Genomic DNA, 15781 nt, shown 5'->3' on the forward strand with positions numbered 1-15781 from the left:
ATCTCCTCGCCGTCCCGGTGTCGCGCCAGCCTACGGGCTGCCGAACCGGTGGGGAGGCGGCCGCCCGTGCCGCCTCTCCCGGGCTGGCCATCGACCGCAGGGCGGCGGCCGGGCCGGGGAAGAACGCGACCGCTCAGGTGATCGCCAGCACCACCGCGAGCAGCACCGCCCCCGCCACCGCCGGCGCGATGACCTCGAACGCCCAGCGCACCTCGGGGGCGCCCTGCGCGCCCTCGCGCGTGGCGTTCGTCTCCGCGAGCGAGCGGAGTTCGCCGATGGTCCGGTCGGCCTGGGCGCGCCGCTCGTCGTCGGCGTCGACGTCGGCGTGGACGGAGGTCCGGCGGAAGGGGTCCTCGGTCGCCGCGCGCGCCTGGCGGCGGGTGGCCCGCTTGCGCTGGCGCAGCGACACCGGGATGGCCCAGAGCTGGTACTTCGCGCCGCCCGCGAGCACCTCGCTGGAGTAGCCCGCGCGGACGGCCTCCACCGAGGCCCAGGGCAGGGTGATCGTGCGGAAGGGATTGCGCACCCGCAGCCGGTCCGCGCCGGCGTACACCGCGGGCCGTACGGTGAAGGCGACCACCAGCGGCACCGCGAGCAGCAGCCCGGCGAGCGCCACCCAGGGCGTCCGCCCCTCGCTCCTGATCACCGCGTCGATCCCCAGCCAGGCGCCGATCGCGAGCAGCAGCACGCCGCCCGCGATGCCGCCCACCGAGCGGTAGACGCGGTCCGCGTACTCGGCCCCCTGGTCGGCGGTCCCCTGATCCGCGGCCCCCTGGTCGGCGGCCCCCTGACCGCGCTGACCGGCGGTCCCCTGGTCGGGCTCGCGCGGGGCGGAGGAGTCGTGCGAGGAGTCGTCCGGGCTCGTCATGGGGCCGATTCTGCCGCACCGGCGCGGCGGCCCGACGCTCCGGGACCGACCGCCCTCGGGGGTGACATTTGGCTACGCGCGTAGATATGCTCCCCTGGTGACCATGCCCACCACAGTTCCCGCATACGGCGCGGAAGCGGCCGAGCGGCTCGCGTCGATGGCGGACGTGACCGCCACCGACGGCGCGCTGCGCCGCTTCCTGCACGGCCTGCCGGGCGTCGACGCGGTCGGCCTCCAGGCCCGTGCCGCCGCCCTCGGCACCCGCTCGATCAAGACCACGGCGAAGGCGTACGCCATCGACCTGGCCATCTCCATGATCGACCTCACGACCCTGGAGGGCGCGGACACCCCGGGCAAGGTCCGGGCGCTGTGCGCCAAGGGGGTCAGTCCCGATCCGACCGACCGCTCCGTCCCCAAGGTTGCGGCGATCTGCGTCTACTCCGACATGGTCGCCACCGCCAAGCGGGCGCTGGCCGAGGCGGGCGGGCCCGAGGTCCATGTGGCCTCGGTCGCGACGGCCTTCCCCTCCGGCCGGGCGGCGCTCGCCGTCAAGCTCGCCGACACCCGGGAGGCCGTGGCCGCCGGGGCCGACGAGATCGACATGGTGATCGACCGCGGCGCCTTCCTGTCCGGCCGCTACCTCCAGGTCTTCGAGGAGATCCGGCAGGTCAAGGAGGCGTGCCGGCGTACGGACGGCAGCGGCACGGCCGCCCACCTCAAGGTCATCTTCGAGACCGGAGAGCTGGAGACCTACGACAACGTGCGCCGCGCCTCGTGGCTCGCGATGCTCGCGGGCGCCGACTTCATCAAGACCTCCACCGGCAAGGTGGCGGTCAACGCGACGCCCCCCGTCACCCTCCTCATGCTGGAGGCGGTCCGCGACTTCCGTGACACGACCGGGGTCCAGGTCGGGGTGAAGCCCGCGGGCGGCATCCGCACCTCCAAGGACGCCATCAAGTACCTGGTGCTGGTCAACGAGACACTGGGCGCGGACTGGCTGACCCCCGACTGGTTCCGCTTCGGCGCCTCCAGCCTCCTCAACGACCTGCTGATGCAGCGCCAGAAGCTGAGCACCGGACGGTACTCCGGTCCCGACTACGTGACGGTGGACTGAGGCTGCCATGACGAACCCCACGAACCACACGAACCCCACGAACCCGTTCGAGTACGCGCCCGCGCCCGAGTCCCGCTCCGTCGTCGAGATCGCCCCCTCCTACGGGCTCTTCATCGACGGCGAGTTCGCCGAGGCCGCCGACGGCAAGGTCTTCAAGACCGTCTCCCCCGCCACCGAGGAGTCGCTGTCCGAGGTCGCCCACGCGGGCGCCGAGGACGTGGACCGCGCGGTCAGGGCGGCCCGCAAGGCCTTCGGGAAGTGGTCCGCGCTGCCCGGCGCCGAGCGCGCCAAGTACCTCTTCCGCATCGCCCGCATCGTCCAGGAGCGCTCGCGCGAGCTGGCGGTCCTGGAGTCGCTGGACAACGGCAAGCCGATCCGCGAGTCGCGCGACGTGGACCTGCCCCTGGTCGCCGCGCACTTCTTCTACTACGCGGGCTGGGCCGACAAGCTCGACTACGCGGGCTACGGCAGGAACCCCCGCCCGCTGGGCGTCGCGGGCCAGGTCATCCCGTGGAACTTCCCGCTCCTGATGCTCGCGTGGAAGATCGCCCCCGCCCTCGCCGCGGGCAACACGGTCGTCCTCAAGCCCGCCGAGACGACCCCCCTGTCCGCCCTGTTCTTCGCGGACGTCTGCCGTCAGGCCGGGCTCCCCAGGGGCGTCGTCAACATCGTCACCGGCGACGGCTCGACGGGCGCCGAGCTGGTGGCCCACCCCGGCATCGACAAGGTCGCCTTCACCGGCTCCACCGAGGTCGGCAAGGCGATCGCCCGTACGGTCGCCGGTACGGAGAAGAAGGTCACCCTGGAGCTGGGCGGCAAGGCGGCCAACATCGTCTTCGACGACGCCCCCATCGACCAGGCCGTCGAGGGCATCGTGGGCGGGATCTTCTTCAACCAGGGCCACGTCTGCTGCGCGGGCTCCCGCCTCCTCGTCCAGGAGTCGATCCAGGACGAACTGCTGGACGCGCTCAAGCGCCGGATGCGCACCCTCAGGGTCGGCGACCCGCTGGACAAGAACACCGACATCGGCGCGATCAACTCGGCCGAGCAGCTGGCCCGGATCCGTACCCTCGCCGACGCGGGCGAGGCGGAGGGCGCCGAGCGCTGGGCCCCGGAGTGCGCGCTGCCGTCCTCCGGCTACTGGTTCGCGCCCACGCTGTTCACCGGCGTCACCCAGGCCCACCGCATCGCGCGCGAGGAGATCTTCGGGCCGGTGCTGTCCGTCCTCACCTTCCGCACCCCACAGGAGGCGGTCGCGAAGGCCAACAACACCCCGTACGGGCTGTCCGCCGGCATCTGGACCGAGAAGGGCTCGCGCATCCTGTGGATGGCGAGCAGGCTCCGCGCGGGCGTGGTGTGGTCCAACACCTTCAACAAGTTCGACCCGGCCTCTCCGTTCGGCGGCTACAAGGAGTCCGGATACGGCCGCGAGGGCGGCCGCCACGGCCTGGAGGCGTACCTCGATGTCTGATGACCGCGCTGAGCGCCTGGGCGTGCTCAAGACCTACAAGCTGTTCGTCGGGGGCAAGTTCCCCCGGTCCGAGAGCGGGCGGGTGTACGAGGTGACCGACCCTAAGGACCGCTGGCTCGCCAACGCGCCGCTCTCCTCCCGCAAGGACGCCCGCGACGCGGTCGTCGCCGCCCGCAAGGCGTTCGGCGGCTGGTCGGGGGCCACGGCCTACAACCGCGGCCAGATCCTCTACCGCGTCGCGGAGATGCTGGAGGGCCGCCGCGCGCAGTTCGCGCGGGAGGTCGCCGACGCGGAGGGGCTCGGCAAGTCCAAGGCCGCCGCCGTCGTGGACGCCGCGGTGGACCGCTGGGTGTGGTACGCGGGCTGGTCCGACAAGGTCGCCCAGATCGCCGGGGCGGCCAACCCGGTCGCGGGCCCGTACTTCAACCTCTCCACGCCCGAGCCGACCGGCGTGGTGGCCGTCCTGGCGCCCCAGGAGTCGTCGTTCCTCGGACTGGTCTCCGTGATCGCCCCGGCGATCGTCACCGGCAACACGACCGTGGTCGTGGCGAGCGAGCGCGCCCCGCTCCCTGCCCTGTCCCTCGGCGAGGTCCTGGCCACCTCCGACCTGCCGGGCGGCGTGGTCAACATCCTCTCCGGCCGCACCGCCGAGATCGCCGCCCCGCTCGCCGCCCACCAGGACGTCAACGCGATCGACCTGGCGGGCGCGGACCCGGAGCTGGCCCGGACGCTGGAGGAGGCGGCCGCGGACAACCTCAAGCGCGTGGTCCGTCCACAGCCTGTGGACTGGTCCGCCGACCCGGGCACGGGCCGGCTGCTGGCCTTCCTGGAGACGAAGACGGTCTGGCACCCGATGGGTGTGTGACCGTTCAGCCCCGCGGCGCCGCTCGTCGAGCGGCGCCGCGGGGTGGCGTCGCAGGACCCGGTCCCGGACGTCCGCGACGCGTCAGGGCTCGAGGTCGGCCACTCCCCTGCCGCTCGCGATGTCGAACGGCACCGAGGCCTGGTCGTGCGCGATCAGCCAATCTCCGTCGGTCTTCCGGAAGCAGAAGGTGGCCCGGACCCACATGCCGCTTGTCGCCGTCCCGTTCTCCAGCGTGCCGCCGAGCCGGCCGAAGCAGTGCCCGAACGCCACGTCACCGCCCACGGTGACGGCCAGGTCGCGCACCTCGTAACGCACCTCGCGGAAGAACGTGAACGCCCTCGCCCAGTTCTTCAGCTTCGCCTCGATCCCCACGTGTTGCAGCGGCGGTTCGACGTCGAAGGACACGACGTCCTCCGCGTAGAGCTTCCTCAGGCCCTCGAGGTCCTTGGCCCGGATCCGCTCGACGACGTTGTCGATCTGCTGCCGGATCGCGGCTTCGTCCACCTCGTGTTGCGCGGTCATGGCGCCCGTCCCTTCCGTTCCGTGTGGCGTTTCGGCCTCTCACCGGTACGACACCGCAGCGGCCCGGAATGTGAGGGCGGGATGTCACAGCGGGATGTCACAGCGGTTCCCCCGGGCCCGTCATGCCTCACACTGGTGTCCCGTGAGCATTCCTCCCATAGCCGCCCGCGTCGTCCTGCTGTCCGGCCCCTCCGGCTCCGGAAAGTCGTCCCTGGCGGCCCGCACCGGCCTGCCCGTGCTCAACCTCGACGACTTCTACAAGGAGGGCGACGATCCCTCGCTGCCCCAGCTCCCGGGCGGGGCGGGAGCCGACTGGGACTCGCCGCTGTCCTGGGACGCGGACGCGGCGGTCGCGGCGATCGAGGCGCTGTGCCGTACGTCACGGGCGACGGTGCCGCTGTACGACATCGCCACCAGCGCCCGCGTCGGCGCCGAGCCGCTGGACATCGGCGGCGCCCCGCTGTTCGTCGCCGAGGGGATCTTCGCCGCCGACATCATCGAGCGCTGCGGCGCGCTCGGCGTCCTCGCCGACGCCCTCTGCCTGCGCGGCCGCCCCTCCACCACCTTCCGCCGCCGGCTGCTGCGGGATCTGCGGGAGGGGCGCAAGTCCGCGCCGTATCTGCTGCGGCGGGGCTGGCGGCTGATGCGCGCGGAGCGCGGGATCGTGGCGCGGCAGACGGCGCTCGGGGCGTACCCGTGCGGGAAGGACGAGGCGCTGGGCCGGATCACGGCCGCCGCGTGGGCCGGCCGCCCCCGCGCGCACACCACAGAGCCGCGGGCCACGGAGACGGCCCCGAGCCGTACGTCTTAGCACTAGCGCCGCGCGGCGCGCGCAGCGCGAAGCGGGCCCGGACAGACCCCCCGGCCATCCGGACCCGCTCGCTTCCCCCGTGTTCCCCCGTTCTTCCCCCGTTCTTCCCCCGTACGACCGACGCTCCCCCGAACGCCGGCGTCTGTGATCCCTCAGGCGACGAGCTCGCCGAAGGACTCCGCCTCGTCCCGGCCGAAGCTGAGGGCCTCGTCCTCGCGCAGCCGGCGCAGTGAGCGCCAGATGCTGCTCTTGACCGTTCCGACGCTGATGTTGAGTATGTCCGCGATCTCCGGGTCCGTCCGGCCCTCGTAGTAGCGCAGCACCAGCATGGTGCGCTGCAGCTCGGGCAGGCGCGCGAGGGCCTGCCACAGCACGGCGCGCAGCTCGGTGCCGCGCATCGCGTCGTGGTCGCCGGCCGTCTCCGGCAGTTCCTCCGTCGGGTACTCGTTGAGCTTGCGCCGGCGCCAGGCGCTGATGTGCAGGTTGGTCATCGTGCGGCGCAGGTAGCCGCCGACCGCCGCCTTGTCACTGATCCGGTTCCAGGCCCGGTAGGTCGAGAACAGCGCGCTCTGCAGCAGGTCCTCGGCCTCGAACCGGTCGCCGGTCAGGTGGTAGGCGGTGGCGTACAGGGAGGCGCGGCGCTCTTGCACGTAGGCGGTGAACTCCGCCTCCGACGCCTCGCACCGCTCCCCCGATGCCTCCCTGTACGAGCTTCCCCCGCTTCCCCCGTTTTCTCCGCGGCCCCCGTGTCCCCCGTGACCCCCCTGGTCCGCGGAGCCCCCCGGGCTCTTGGCCCCGCCGGTGACCCCCGTGTACGCGTCAATGGCCACCATGTAAGGAGGCCGCTGACGCCCGGCGCCGCGAGCGCACCCCCGCCCGCTCACGGCACCGGACTTCTCGTTGCTCCGGCCGGCGTCGTGGAGGCGCGTGCGAATAACTGCGCTGGCATTCGTGAAGTGCAGTGTGTTCATCTCGCGCCCCCCGTCGGTGGAGCCTGCTCGGTTCGCTGGCTTCCCGGGCCGTCGTTCCTCCCGGTGCCCAAAAGACTGCCGGGCCAGTTTCATGGCCCTGTCCGCCGACTGTCACAGGCTCGTCACAGGGGCGGGGGGTGAGTGAACCTCCTGACGGCCCGACGGTCGAACTACAGGCGCCTTGTAGGCCAGAATGACCAACGTGCCTTTCCTTCTGCTGATCGAGGACGACGACGCCATCCGCACGGCCCTCGAACTCTCGCTGTCCCGCCAGGGCCACCGCGTGGCGACGGCGGCGAGCGGCGAGGACGGCCTGAAACTGCTGCGCGAGCAGCGGCCGGATCTGATCGTGCTGGATGTGATGCTGCCCGGCATCGACGGCTTCGAGGTGTGCCGCCGTATCCGGCGCACCGACCAGCTGCCGATCATCCTGCTGACCGCGCGGAGCGATGACATCGACGTCGTGGTCGGGCTGGAGTCGGGCGCGGACGACTATGTGGTCAAGCCCGTGCAGGGGCGGGTGCTGGACGCCCGTATCCGCGCGGTGCTGCGCCGCGGTGAGCGGGAGGCCAATGACTCGGCGTCCTTCGGGTCCCTGGTCATCGACCGGGCGGCCATGACCGTGACCAAGAACGGCGAGGATCTCCAGCTCACCCCCACTGAGCTGCGGCTGCTGCTGGAGCTGAGCCGCAGGCCGGGGCAGGCGCTGTCGCGGCAGCAGCTGCTGCGTCTGGTGTGGGAGCACGACTACCTCGGTGACTCCCGGCTGGTGGACGCGTGCGTCCAGCGACTGCGCGCGAAGGTGGAGGACGTGCCGTCGTCCCCGACCCTGATCCGTACGGTGCGCGGGGTCGGATACCGGCTGGACGCGCCGCAGTGAACCCGGCGGTAGCCGGCGGAGGGAAGCCCGGCCGGGTGCGTGGCTGGGCCGCGGGGCTGTTGCGGTGGCTCAGCCTGAGGCTGCGGCTGATGCTCGTGTTCGGGCTCGTGGCGCTGGCGGCCGCCGTGTCCGCGTCGGCGATCGCGTACTGGCTGAATCGCGACGCGGTGCTCACCCGCACCCAGGACGCGGCGCTCGACGACTTCCGCAAGTCGCTCAAGGAGGCCACCGACCCGCTGCCCGCCGTGCCGACCTGTCCCGAATTGCAGGACGCCGCGGACCGGATGGCGGACAACACCCAGAAGTACGAGGTGCTGCTGATCGCCCGGACCGAGGGTGGCGGCCCGTGCACCGCGGCCTCCGCGGACGATCTGCTGACGCCGAAGACCGTGCCGGAGTCGCTGCGCAGCGCGGTCGACAGGAAACGCGCCGTCGCGGGCTCCAATACCTCCCCCTATCACCTCTACTGGCAGCGGATCACGGTGAAGGGCACCCCGTACCTGATCGGCGGCGCCCGGGTGAACGGCGGCGGGCCGACCGGCTACATGCTGAAGTCCCTGGAGAACGAGCGCCAGGACCTGAACTCCCTGGCCTGGTCCCTGGGCATCGCCACCGCCCTGGCGCTGATCGGCTCCGCGCTGCTCGCGCAGGCCGCCGCGGCCACGGTGCTGCGGCCGGTGCAGCGGCTCGGGGAGGCGGCGCACCGGCTGGGCGAGGGTCACCTCGACACCCGCCTCGAGGTCTCCGGCACCGACGAGCTGGCCAATCTCTCCCGTACCTTCAACCGGGCCGCGGAGCGTCTCGAGAAGCGGGTGGCGGAGCTCAGCGCGCGGGAGGCGGCCAGCCGCCGCTTCGTCGCGGACATGTCTCATGAGCTGCGCACTCCGCTCACCGCGATCACGGCGGTGACGGAGGTGCTGGAAGAGGAGACCGACGCGCTCGACCCGATGATCGCCCCGGCGGTGCAGCTCGTGGTGAGCGAGACCCGGCGGCTGAACGACCTGGTGGAGAACCTGATGGAGGTGACCCGCTTCGACGCGGGCACGGCACGGCTGGTGCTCGACGACGTGGATGTCGCGGACCAGGTGACGGCGTGCATCGACGCGCGGGCGTGGCTGGACGCGGTCGAGCTGGACGCGGAGCGGGGGATCGTGGCCCGGCTGGACCCCCGGCGGCTCGACGTCATCCTCGCCAACCTGATCGGGAACGCGCTCAAGCACGGCGGCTCGCCGGTCCGGGTCTCGGTGCGGCCGGTGGACGACGAGCTGCTGATCCAGGTCCGGGACCACGGCCCGGGCATTCCGGAGGACGTGCTTCCGCATGTCTTCGACCGCTTCTACAAGGCCAGCGCCTCCCGGCCCCGGTCGGAGGGCAGCGGCCTCGGCCTGTCGATCGCGCTGGAGAACGCGCACATCCACGGCGGCGAGATCACCGCGGACAACTCTCCGGACGGCGGCGCCGTCTTCACGCTGCGCCTTCCCATGGACGCCTCGCGGCTCAGCCAGCCGGATCAGGGGCCTGGCCAGGGTTCCGGTCAGGGCGCGGGCCAGGGCGGCGGGCCGGGTGTTGCGGGCCGGAGTGATGCCCGGGGCGAGGGCGAGGGCCGGGACGCCGGTCGGCGCGGCCCTGACGAGGGGAGCGAGCGATGAGGCGGCGAGCGGCGGGCGCGCTGCTCGGGGCGGTGGCGCTGCTGACCGCCGGCTGCGGCATCCGCGGCACGTCCGTGCCGGTGGACGCCGGACCGGCCCCCTCGCGCGCGTCCTGCCAGGCGCCCGAGCCGGGGCGGTCGGCCGAGGGCGCGGGCCGGGTCACCGTACGGGTCTATCTGCTGTGCACCTCGCGGCTCCTCTCCGTGAGCCGCGGCGCGCCGGCGACGGACGACAAGACGGCCCAGCGGCCGCTGGAGCGCGCCCGGGCGCTGCTGGAGCAGCTGCAGCAGCCGCCGTCGGCGGCCGAGGAGGGGGCGGGGTTCACCACCGCGGTGGAGGACTGGGTGCGCGTCTCGGGCCCGGCCCAGGACGACCCGGATCACGCGCTGCGGCTGAACCGGCTGCCGGAGGAGCTGCAGTCCTACGCGCTCGCGCAGATCGTCTGCACCTACGCGGACACCCCCGTGGCGGACTCCAGGCACCGGGTGGTGCTCGGCGGCCCGGACGCGAAGCGGGACCCGCTCAAGGCTTACGAGTGCACGGAGGAGATGCGCCGGCACCCCGAGATCGCGGTGAGTTCCGGCGTTCTCGTGCCCTAGTCGCGGGGCGGCCGGGCGGTGGTCGTGCCCTGGTCGCGTCCCGGTCGTGCCCTCGTCGTGCCGTGGTCGGGCTGTCGTCATGCTGTGGTCGCGTCCCGGTCGTGCCATGGTCGTGCCGTGGTCGTGCGCTGAGCCCGGCCCGGGGGCCCCGGCCCCCGGGCACGGCCTCGAGGGGCGGCCGCCGGCGGACTCACCGGTAACCCGTTTGCCACCAGCGCGGCCGCGGCGGAACCACGAGCCCCGCACCCGGCGTCCTGAGAGGCGTGCAGGGTCATGGTTCCGGCCGCCGCAGGGCCGCCTTCCGCTTCCGCGCCGCGGGCTTCGTCCTCCTCGTCGCACACCTGTCGTACGTGTGCTGGCTGACCCTGCGCCCGCTGTCCGCGCCCTGGGTGACCGCCGTGACCCTCGAACCGCTCGCCACCATCCGCGCCGACCTGGCGCTCGGCCCCTGGGAGGCCGCCCGCAGCATCGGCGGGGGGCTGCTGCTGCTCGCGCCGCTGGGGGTGCTGCTGCCGCTGGCGGGGGGCCGGGTGACGGTCTACCCGCTGGCCTCGTTCGCCCGGACGGTCTTCACCGGCGCGATGATCTCCCTGGCGATCGCGCTCGTGCACAGCGAGCTGACCGGCCAGATCATGAACGTCGACACGGTGCTGCTCAACACGGCGGGCGTCGCGCTCGCGCACCTCGCGGTGGTCCCCGCCGTACGGAGCCGGCTGCGCCGGCGGGCGGACCGGAAGCGGGCCGCCGCCCGCACGGCGGGCGAAGGCCGGCCGGAGGACTGGGACGAGGGCGCCCAGGCCATGACCCCGTCCCTGTCCCGGGTCGGGGTCGCGCCGTAACAGGGGGCGGCTGAAGGGGAAGGCGGCCGTGGGGGAAGGCGACCGAGGGGGAGGACAGCCGAAGCGGAAAGCCGCCGCGAAGCGCCACAGGGGCCCGCACCCCCTCCGGGTGTGCGAGCCCCTTCGCCCGTGGGTACGCCCGCGGGGACGCCCGTGGTGACCGGGCTCAGCCCAGCAGGCCGCTCGGCAGACCGGCCGGCAGGCTGCCGGACTTCAGGGCGGTCGGCTGGAGGGGCAGGTTGCCCAGCAGGCCCTTGTCGTTGGGGCCGGGCTGGCCCGGACGCGGGGCATGACCCGGCTGCCCGGCCCCGACGCCCATGCTGCGGGCGGGCCCGGCCGGGGCGTTGCCGGCCGCGGCCGCGCTGCCGCCTCCGGCCATGACGGCGACCGCGCCGAGGGCAATGGCGCCGAGGGTCTTGATGGTTCCCTGCTTCATCAGAAATCTGTCCTTGAGACGGGGGCTTGACCGGTACGGCAACGTAGCGATGGATTTCCGCTCCCCGCAAACCCGGAAAAGCACTCACCGGCTGCCGACCGGCCGTTTATCACCGCCCGCGCGATCATCTGCCCTCGGCGCCGGACCCCCTGGTCACGGGGGATGCCGAGGCCATCCGACGGAACAGCCATTCGGACTTCAATTCGGCATATCCAGGCTTGATCACGTCATTGATCATCGCCAGACGTTCATCAAAAGGAATGAACGCCGATTTCATTGCATTGACCGTAAACCATTGCATGTCGTCGAGCGTGTAGTGGAACGTCGAAACGAGGTGCGCGAATTCGTCGCTCATGCTCGTACCGCTCATCAGACGATTATCCGTATTCACGGTCGCCCGGAATTGCAGCCGGCGGAGCAGTCCGATGGGATGCTCGGCGTACGAGCGGGCGGCCCCGGTCTGGAGGTTGGAGGTCGGGCACAGCTCCAGCGGGATGCGCTTGTCCCGGACGTACGAGGCGAGCCGGCCGAGGGTCACGCTGCCGTCGTCGGCGACCTGGATGTCGTCGATGATGCGGACGCCGTGGCCGAGCCGGTCGGCGCCGCACCACTGGAGCGCCTGCCAGATGGAGGGCAGCCCGAAGGCCTCGCCCGCGTGGATCGTGAAGTGGTTGTTCTCCCGCTTCAGATACTCGAAGGCGTCGAGGTGGCGGGTGGGCGGGTAGCCCGCCTCGGCACCCGCGATGTCGAAGCCGACGACGCCGCGGTCGCGGAAGCCGTTGGCGAGTTCGGCGATCTCCAGCGCGCGGGCCGCGTGGCGCATCGCGGTGAGCAGGGCGCCGACGCGGATGCGGTGGCCGTTCTCCCCGGCCCGCCGCTCCCCCTCGCGGAAGCCCTCGTTGACCGCCTCGACGACCTGCTCCAGCGTCAGCCCCCGGGTCAGGTGCTGCTCGGGGGCGTAGCGCACCTCGGCGTAGACGACCCCGTCAGCGGCCAGGTCCTCGGCGCACTCGGCGGCGACCCGGAACAGCGCGTCGCGGGTCTGCATGACGCCGCAGGTGTGCGCGAAGGTCTCCAGGTAGCGCTCGAGCGAACCGGAGTCGGCGGCCTCCCGGAACCAGTCGCCGAGCTTCCGCGGATCGCTCTCCGGCAGCGCGTCATAGCCCGTCTCCCGGGCGAGTTCGGCGACGGTGGCGGGGCGCAGCCCGCCGTCGAGGTGGTCGTGCAGCAGCACCTTGGGGGCGCGGCGGATCTGCTCGGGGGTGGGTCTGTCGTGGTACTCGCTCGTCATCTGCGCACCATACCCCTACGCGCGTAGATCGTGTCGCCGCGCGGCTCCGCCAACTGGCCTCGATAGATATGCAACAGTGACCCGCACGAGTGGTGGAGTACACCGCTCCTTCTGCGATTGTTCTGCCATGGCTCAGCAAGCGTTGCCCGAGCGGGGCGCCCGGTTGGGGCGGCCGAGAGGCGCGGCCGCCGCGCGAGAGACCGTCCACGGCGTGGTGTTGCTGCTCCCCGGCGGCCCGGAGACCGGCACGGGGCGGCCCTCCCGGCTGTCGGTGGCGACGATGCTGCCGCTGGCCCGGCGGCTGGTCCGGGCGGGCCGCGCCGAGGGGCTGACCGCCCATGCCGTCCACTACCGCCACCGCGGCTGGAACGGCGACGCGGCCCATCCGGCCGAGGACGCCGCCTGGGCGGTGGACGAGGTGGTGCGGCGCTACGGCGATGTGCCCGTCTGCCTCATCGGCCACGGCATGGGCGCCCGCGCCGCCCTGCGCGCCGCCGGCCACGAGGCCGTCGACGCGGTGGTCGCCCTGGCCCCCTGGCTGCCGGAGCCGGCTGCCCAGCTCACCCCCGAGCCGGTGAAGCAGCTGGTCGGACGGCAGGTCCTCATCGCCCACGGCACCAACGACCAGCGCACCGACCCCGAGTTGTCCTACCGGCTCGCCGAACGGGCCAAGAAGATCAACCGCGATGTGTGCCGCTTCGAGGTGCACGCCGACGGCCACGGTCTCCACCACCACCGCTCCGAAGTACAGGCCCTGGCCGCCGACTTCCTGCTCGGCTCCCTCTTCGCCCACGGCTACTCCCGCCCCGTGGCCGACGCCCTCGCCGCCCCGCCCCCGCTGGGCCTGCGCATGCCCCTCGCGGCGGGCTTCGGCTCGACGCTGCCGCGCTGAGGCCGGTCCCCGGCCGGGCGCGGCCGGACGGGCCTCAGCGCGGCCGGACGGGCCTCAGCGCGGGAGGAGTTGACCGCGGCGGCTCAGGAGGAAGCGTTTGAAGGCGGCGACCGGGGCGGTGTCGGGGTGGCCGTCGAGCCAGGCGACGCCGATCTCGCGGACGGCTCGGGGGGCGGTGACGGTGAGTTCGGCGACGCCGGGGCGGGGGACGGCGGGGGGTGGGAGGAGGGCGACGCCGAGGCCGGCGGCGACCAGGCCGCGGAGGGTCTCGGCCTCCTCGCCCTCGAAGGCGATCCTGGGTTTGAAGCCCGCCTCGGCGCACAGGGCGTCGGTGATGCGCCGCAGGCCGTAGCCCGGTTCGAGGGTGACGAACAGCTCGGAGGCGGCCTCGGCCAGTCTGATGCGCTTGCGGCCGGCGAGCCGGTGGTCGTCCGGGACGACCAGGCGGAGTCGCTGTTCGTCGAGGCGGCGGGCGACCAGGTCCGGGGCGTCGGGGACGGGGGAGGTGAGGCAGAGGTCGAGGTCGCCGGCGCGCATCCGCTCGATCATCGCCTCGCCGTAGTTCTGGACGAGTTGGAAGCGCACCCGCGGGTGGTCGACGCGGAAGGCGCGGATGAGACCGGGTACGGTCTCCGAGCCGAGGGTGTGGAGAAACCCGAAGGCGATCTTCCCGGCGGCCGGGTCGGCGTCGGCCCGTACGGACTCGGCGGCGCGCTCGACCTCGGCGAGGGCCCGTTCCACGGCGCGCAGGAAGGTGCGGCCGGCGGGGGTGAGGGCGACGGTGCGGCCGCGGCGGGCGAACAGCGCGACGCCGAGGTCCGCTTCGAGGCGTACCATCGCCCGGCTGAGCGTCGACTGGGGGACGCCGAGCCACTGCGCGGCCCGGGTGACGTGCTCGTGCTGGGCCACGGCCGCGAACTGGACGAGGCGGGGGGTCAGGGCCGCGGCCCAGGAGTCTGCCTCGAACTCGGCCATCACGCGGTCGGCGGGCGGGGAGCCTGGCGGCGGTGGTGTCGGGGGGCCGGTTGTCACGGGAATGTCTTTTTCATTGCTGCGGCGTGACAACGATCTCGCTGACCTCGGCTGATGCGGCACAGCATCGATTATGGCAATTCCGTGCATTGGACGCATCAAAATGGGAGCACATACGGTCAAGACATGCCTCCTGCTGATACCGAGGCGTCCACCGGAACCCCTGTGGACGCCTGCGCCAAGACGTCGTCGACCCCCGCCGCTCCCGATCGGTTGAGCCCCGGGGACCCGGGCTTCGGCCGGATGAGGCTCGCTCTCTTCGCCGCCGGCCTCGCGACGTTCGCCCTTCTCTACTCCTCCCAGGCACTCCTCCCCGCGATCTCCGGTGACCTCCACGTGTCGGCCGACCAGGCCAGCTGGACGGTCTCCGCCGCCACCCTCGCGCTGGCCCTCGCGGTTCTCCCGCTCAGCGCCGTGTCCGAGCGCTACGGCCGGTGCCGGACGATGACCGTCTCGCTCGCGGTCGCCGTCGCCGTCGGCCTCGCGGTGCCCTTCGCCCCGGACCTCGGCTGGCTGGTCGCGCTGCGCGCCGTCCAGGGCGCGGCGATCGCCGGCATCCCCGCCTCCGCGATGGCGTACCTCTCCGAGGAGGTGCGCCCCGCCGCCCTCATCGGCACCATCGGGCTGTTCGTGGCGGGCAACAGCTTCGGCGGCATGACCGGCCGGCTGCTCACCGGCTGGGTCGCCGACGGCTGGGGCTGGCGCGTCGCGCTGGGCGCGGTCGGCGTCCTGTCGCTGGTGTGCGCGATCGCCTTCCGGCTGCTGCTGCCCAAGGCGCGCCACTTCACCCCGTCCACGGTCAGCCCGCGGGCCCTGGCCCGCACGGTCGGCGGCCACCTGTCCGACCCGCTGCTGCGCCGGCTGTACGCGATCGGCGCGCTGTTCATGACCGTCTTCGGCGGTGTCTACACGGTCATCGGCTACCGCCTGGTCGCCGAGCCCTTCAACCTCTCGCAGTCCCTCGTCGGCTCGATCTTCCTGGTCTACCTGGTCGGTACGGCCTCCTCCGCGGCGGCCGGAAAGCTGGTCGGCCGGCTGGGCCGGCGCGGGGCGCTGTATGTGGCGGTCACCACGACGACGGCCGGGCTGCTGCTGAGCCTCGGCGACTCGATCGCGGCGGTGCTGGTCGGCCTGGTGCTGATCACCGCTGGCTTCTTCGCGGGCCATGCCGTGGCCTCGTCCTCGGTCAGCCGGGCCGCCAAGACCGGGCGCGCCCAGGCCTCGGCGCTCTACCAGACCACGTACTACGTCGGCAGCAGCGTGGGCGGCACCCTCGGCGCCCTCGCCTTCCACGCGGCCGGCTGGACCGGCACCGTCCTGCTCGGTCTGGTGGCCGTGACCGGCGCGGCGGGGATCACGCTCTACGCGACGCGCAAGGCGCTGGCCGAGCGGCGCGCGGAGATCGTGGCGCGGTCGGAGCGGCAGGCCGAGCGGCGCACACAGTCCAACGAAACCACGCAAGGCATGCGCCGGCTGGCCGCCCGGGCGTAACGTCCCGGGCCGGACCCGGCCGAACCCGGGCCGGCCTCGGTCACACCCGG

16 protein-coding genes are annotated in these 15781 nt (G+C 73.0%); 10 read left to right on the forward strand and 6 right to left on the reverse strand.

The genetic code is table 11. The features are described from left to right. Positions 1–133: 133 nt before the first annotated feature. A complete protein-coding gene (locus ABFY07_RS32815) occupies positions 134–868 on the reverse strand; it encodes a PH domain-containing protein (RefSeq protein WP_346177981.1) in 735 nt (244 codons plus the stop codon). Positions 869–971: 103 nt separating this feature from the next. On the opposite strand from ABFY07_RS32815, the gene deoC reads away from it, so the two are divergent. From deoC to ABFY07_RS32830, 3 genes are read left to right on the forward strand one after another with little or no spacing between them, the layout of a single operon-like run. Next, positions 972–1982 carry a deoxyribose-phosphate aldolase gene (gene deoC / locus ABFY07_RS32820; RefSeq protein ID WP_346177982.1) on the forward strand — a complete coding sequence of 337 codons (1011 nt, stop codon included), beginning with the start codon at positions 972–974 and terminating at the stop codon, positions 1980–1982. 7 nt (positions 1983–1989) lie between these two features. Continuing rightward, positions 1990–3453, forward strand: a complete 1464-nt coding sequence (locus ABFY07_RS32825; protein ID WP_346177983.1) for an aldehyde dehydrogenase family protein — start codon at positions 1990–1992, stop codon at positions 3451–3453. Beyond that, positions 3446–4318 (forward strand): aldehyde dehydrogenase family protein, encoded by an 873-nt coding sequence (locus ABFY07_RS32830; RefSeq protein ID WP_346177984.1) that lies wholly within the window; start codon positions 3446–3448, stop codon positions 4316–4318. The genes ABFY07_RS32825 and ABFY07_RS32830 overlap by 8 nt, the downstream gene beginning before the upstream one ends. An 81-nt stretch (positions 4319–4399) precedes the next feature. On the opposite strand, the gene ABFY07_RS32835 is transcribed toward ABFY07_RS32830, so the two are convergent. Next, the gene (locus ABFY07_RS32835; protein ID WP_346177985.1) at positions 4400–4840 is read right to left on the reverse strand and encodes a YybH family protein; all 441 of its coding nucleotides are present in this window, start codon (positions 4838–4840) and stop codon (positions 4400–4402) included. A gap of 94 nt (positions 4841–4934) precedes the next feature. Here ABFY07_RS32835 and ABFY07_RS32840 point away from each other — a divergent pair, with 94 nt between their 5' ends. Continuing rightward, a complete protein-coding gene (locus tag ABFY07_RS32840) occupies positions 4935–5651 on the forward strand; it encodes an ATP-binding protein (protein ID WP_346177986.1) in 717 nt (238 codons plus the stop codon). A 152-nt stretch (positions 5652–5803) separates the two neighbouring features. On the opposite strand, the gene ABFY07_RS32845 is transcribed toward ABFY07_RS32840, so the two are convergent. Next, complete coding sequence (locus ABFY07_RS32845; protein ID WP_346177987.1) at positions 5804–6622, reverse strand: SigE family RNA polymerase sigma factor; 819 nt, start codon at positions 6620–6622, stop codon at positions 5804–5806. 202 nt (positions 6623–6824) lie between these two features. Here ABFY07_RS32845 and afsQ1 point away from each other — a divergent pair, with 202 nt between their 5' ends. From afsQ1 to ABFY07_RS32865, 4 genes are all read left to right on the forward strand, one after another. After that, a complete protein-coding gene (gene afsQ1 / locus ABFY07_RS32850; protein ID WP_174588994.1) occupies positions 6825–7502 on the forward strand; it encodes a two-component system response regulator AfsQ1 in 678 nt (225 codons plus the stop codon). A gap of 89 nt (positions 7503–7591) precedes the next feature. Further along, positions 7592–9151, forward strand: coding sequence for an ATP-binding protein (locus ABFY07_RS32855; protein ID WP_346178038.1), 1560 nt, complete (start codon positions 7592–7594; stop codon positions 9149–9151). Then, on the forward strand, positions 9148–9750 hold the full coding sequence (locus tag ABFY07_RS32860) for a hypothetical protein (protein WP_346177988.1): 603 nt from the start codon (positions 9148–9150) through the stop codon (positions 9748–9750). The genes ABFY07_RS32855 and ABFY07_RS32860 overlap by 4 nt, the downstream gene beginning before the upstream one ends. 263 nt (positions 9751–10013) lie before the next feature. Further along, complete coding sequence (locus ABFY07_RS32865) at positions 10014–10589, forward strand: VanZ family protein (protein WP_346177989.1); 576 nt, start codon at positions 10014–10016, stop codon at positions 10587–10589. Between the two features lie 166 nt (positions 10590–10755). Here ABFY07_RS32865 and ABFY07_RS32870 read toward each other — a convergent pair whose 3' ends face one another. Both ABFY07_RS32870 and ABFY07_RS32875 read right to left on the reverse strand, forming a co-directional pair. Continuing rightward, complete coding sequence (locus tag ABFY07_RS32870; protein ID WP_346177990.1) at positions 10756–11025, reverse strand: hypothetical protein; 270 nt, start codon at positions 11023–11025, stop codon at positions 10756–10758. A 124-nt stretch (positions 11026–11149) separates the two neighbouring features. Then, on the reverse strand, positions 11150–12316 hold the full coding sequence (locus ABFY07_RS32875) for an adenosine deaminase (RefSeq protein WP_346177991.1): 1167 nt from the start codon (positions 12314–12316) through the stop codon (positions 11150–11152). Between the two features lie 127 nt (positions 12317–12443). Between ABFY07_RS32875 and ABFY07_RS32880 the strand changes: the two genes are divergently transcribed. Beyond that, positions 12444–13208 carry an alpha/beta hydrolase gene (locus ABFY07_RS32880; protein WP_346177992.1) on the forward strand — a complete coding sequence of 255 codons (765 nt, stop codon included), beginning with the start codon at positions 12444–12446 and terminating at the stop codon, positions 13206–13208. 54 nt (positions 13209–13262) lie between these two features. On the opposite strand, the gene ABFY07_RS32885 is transcribed toward ABFY07_RS32880, so the two are convergent. Then, a complete protein-coding gene (locus ABFY07_RS32885) occupies positions 13263–14183 on the reverse strand; it encodes a LysR family transcriptional regulator (RefSeq protein ID WP_065960533.1) in 921 nt (306 codons plus the stop codon). A gap of 183 nt (positions 14184–14366) precedes the next feature. On the opposite strand from ABFY07_RS32885, the gene ABFY07_RS32890 reads away from it, so the two are divergent. Next, positions 14367–15731, forward strand: a complete 1365-nt coding sequence (locus ABFY07_RS32890) for an MFS transporter (protein ID WP_346177993.1) — start codon at positions 14367–14369, stop codon at positions 15729–15731. The last annotated feature ends 50 nt before the right edge of the window (positions 15732–15781 follow it).

The sequence above is a fragment of the Streptomyces sparsogenes subsp. cuspidosporus genome, assembly GCF_039532705.1.
Lineage (GTDB): Bacteria > Actinomycetota > Actinomycetes > Streptomycetales > Streptomycetaceae > Streptomyces > Streptomyces sparsogenes.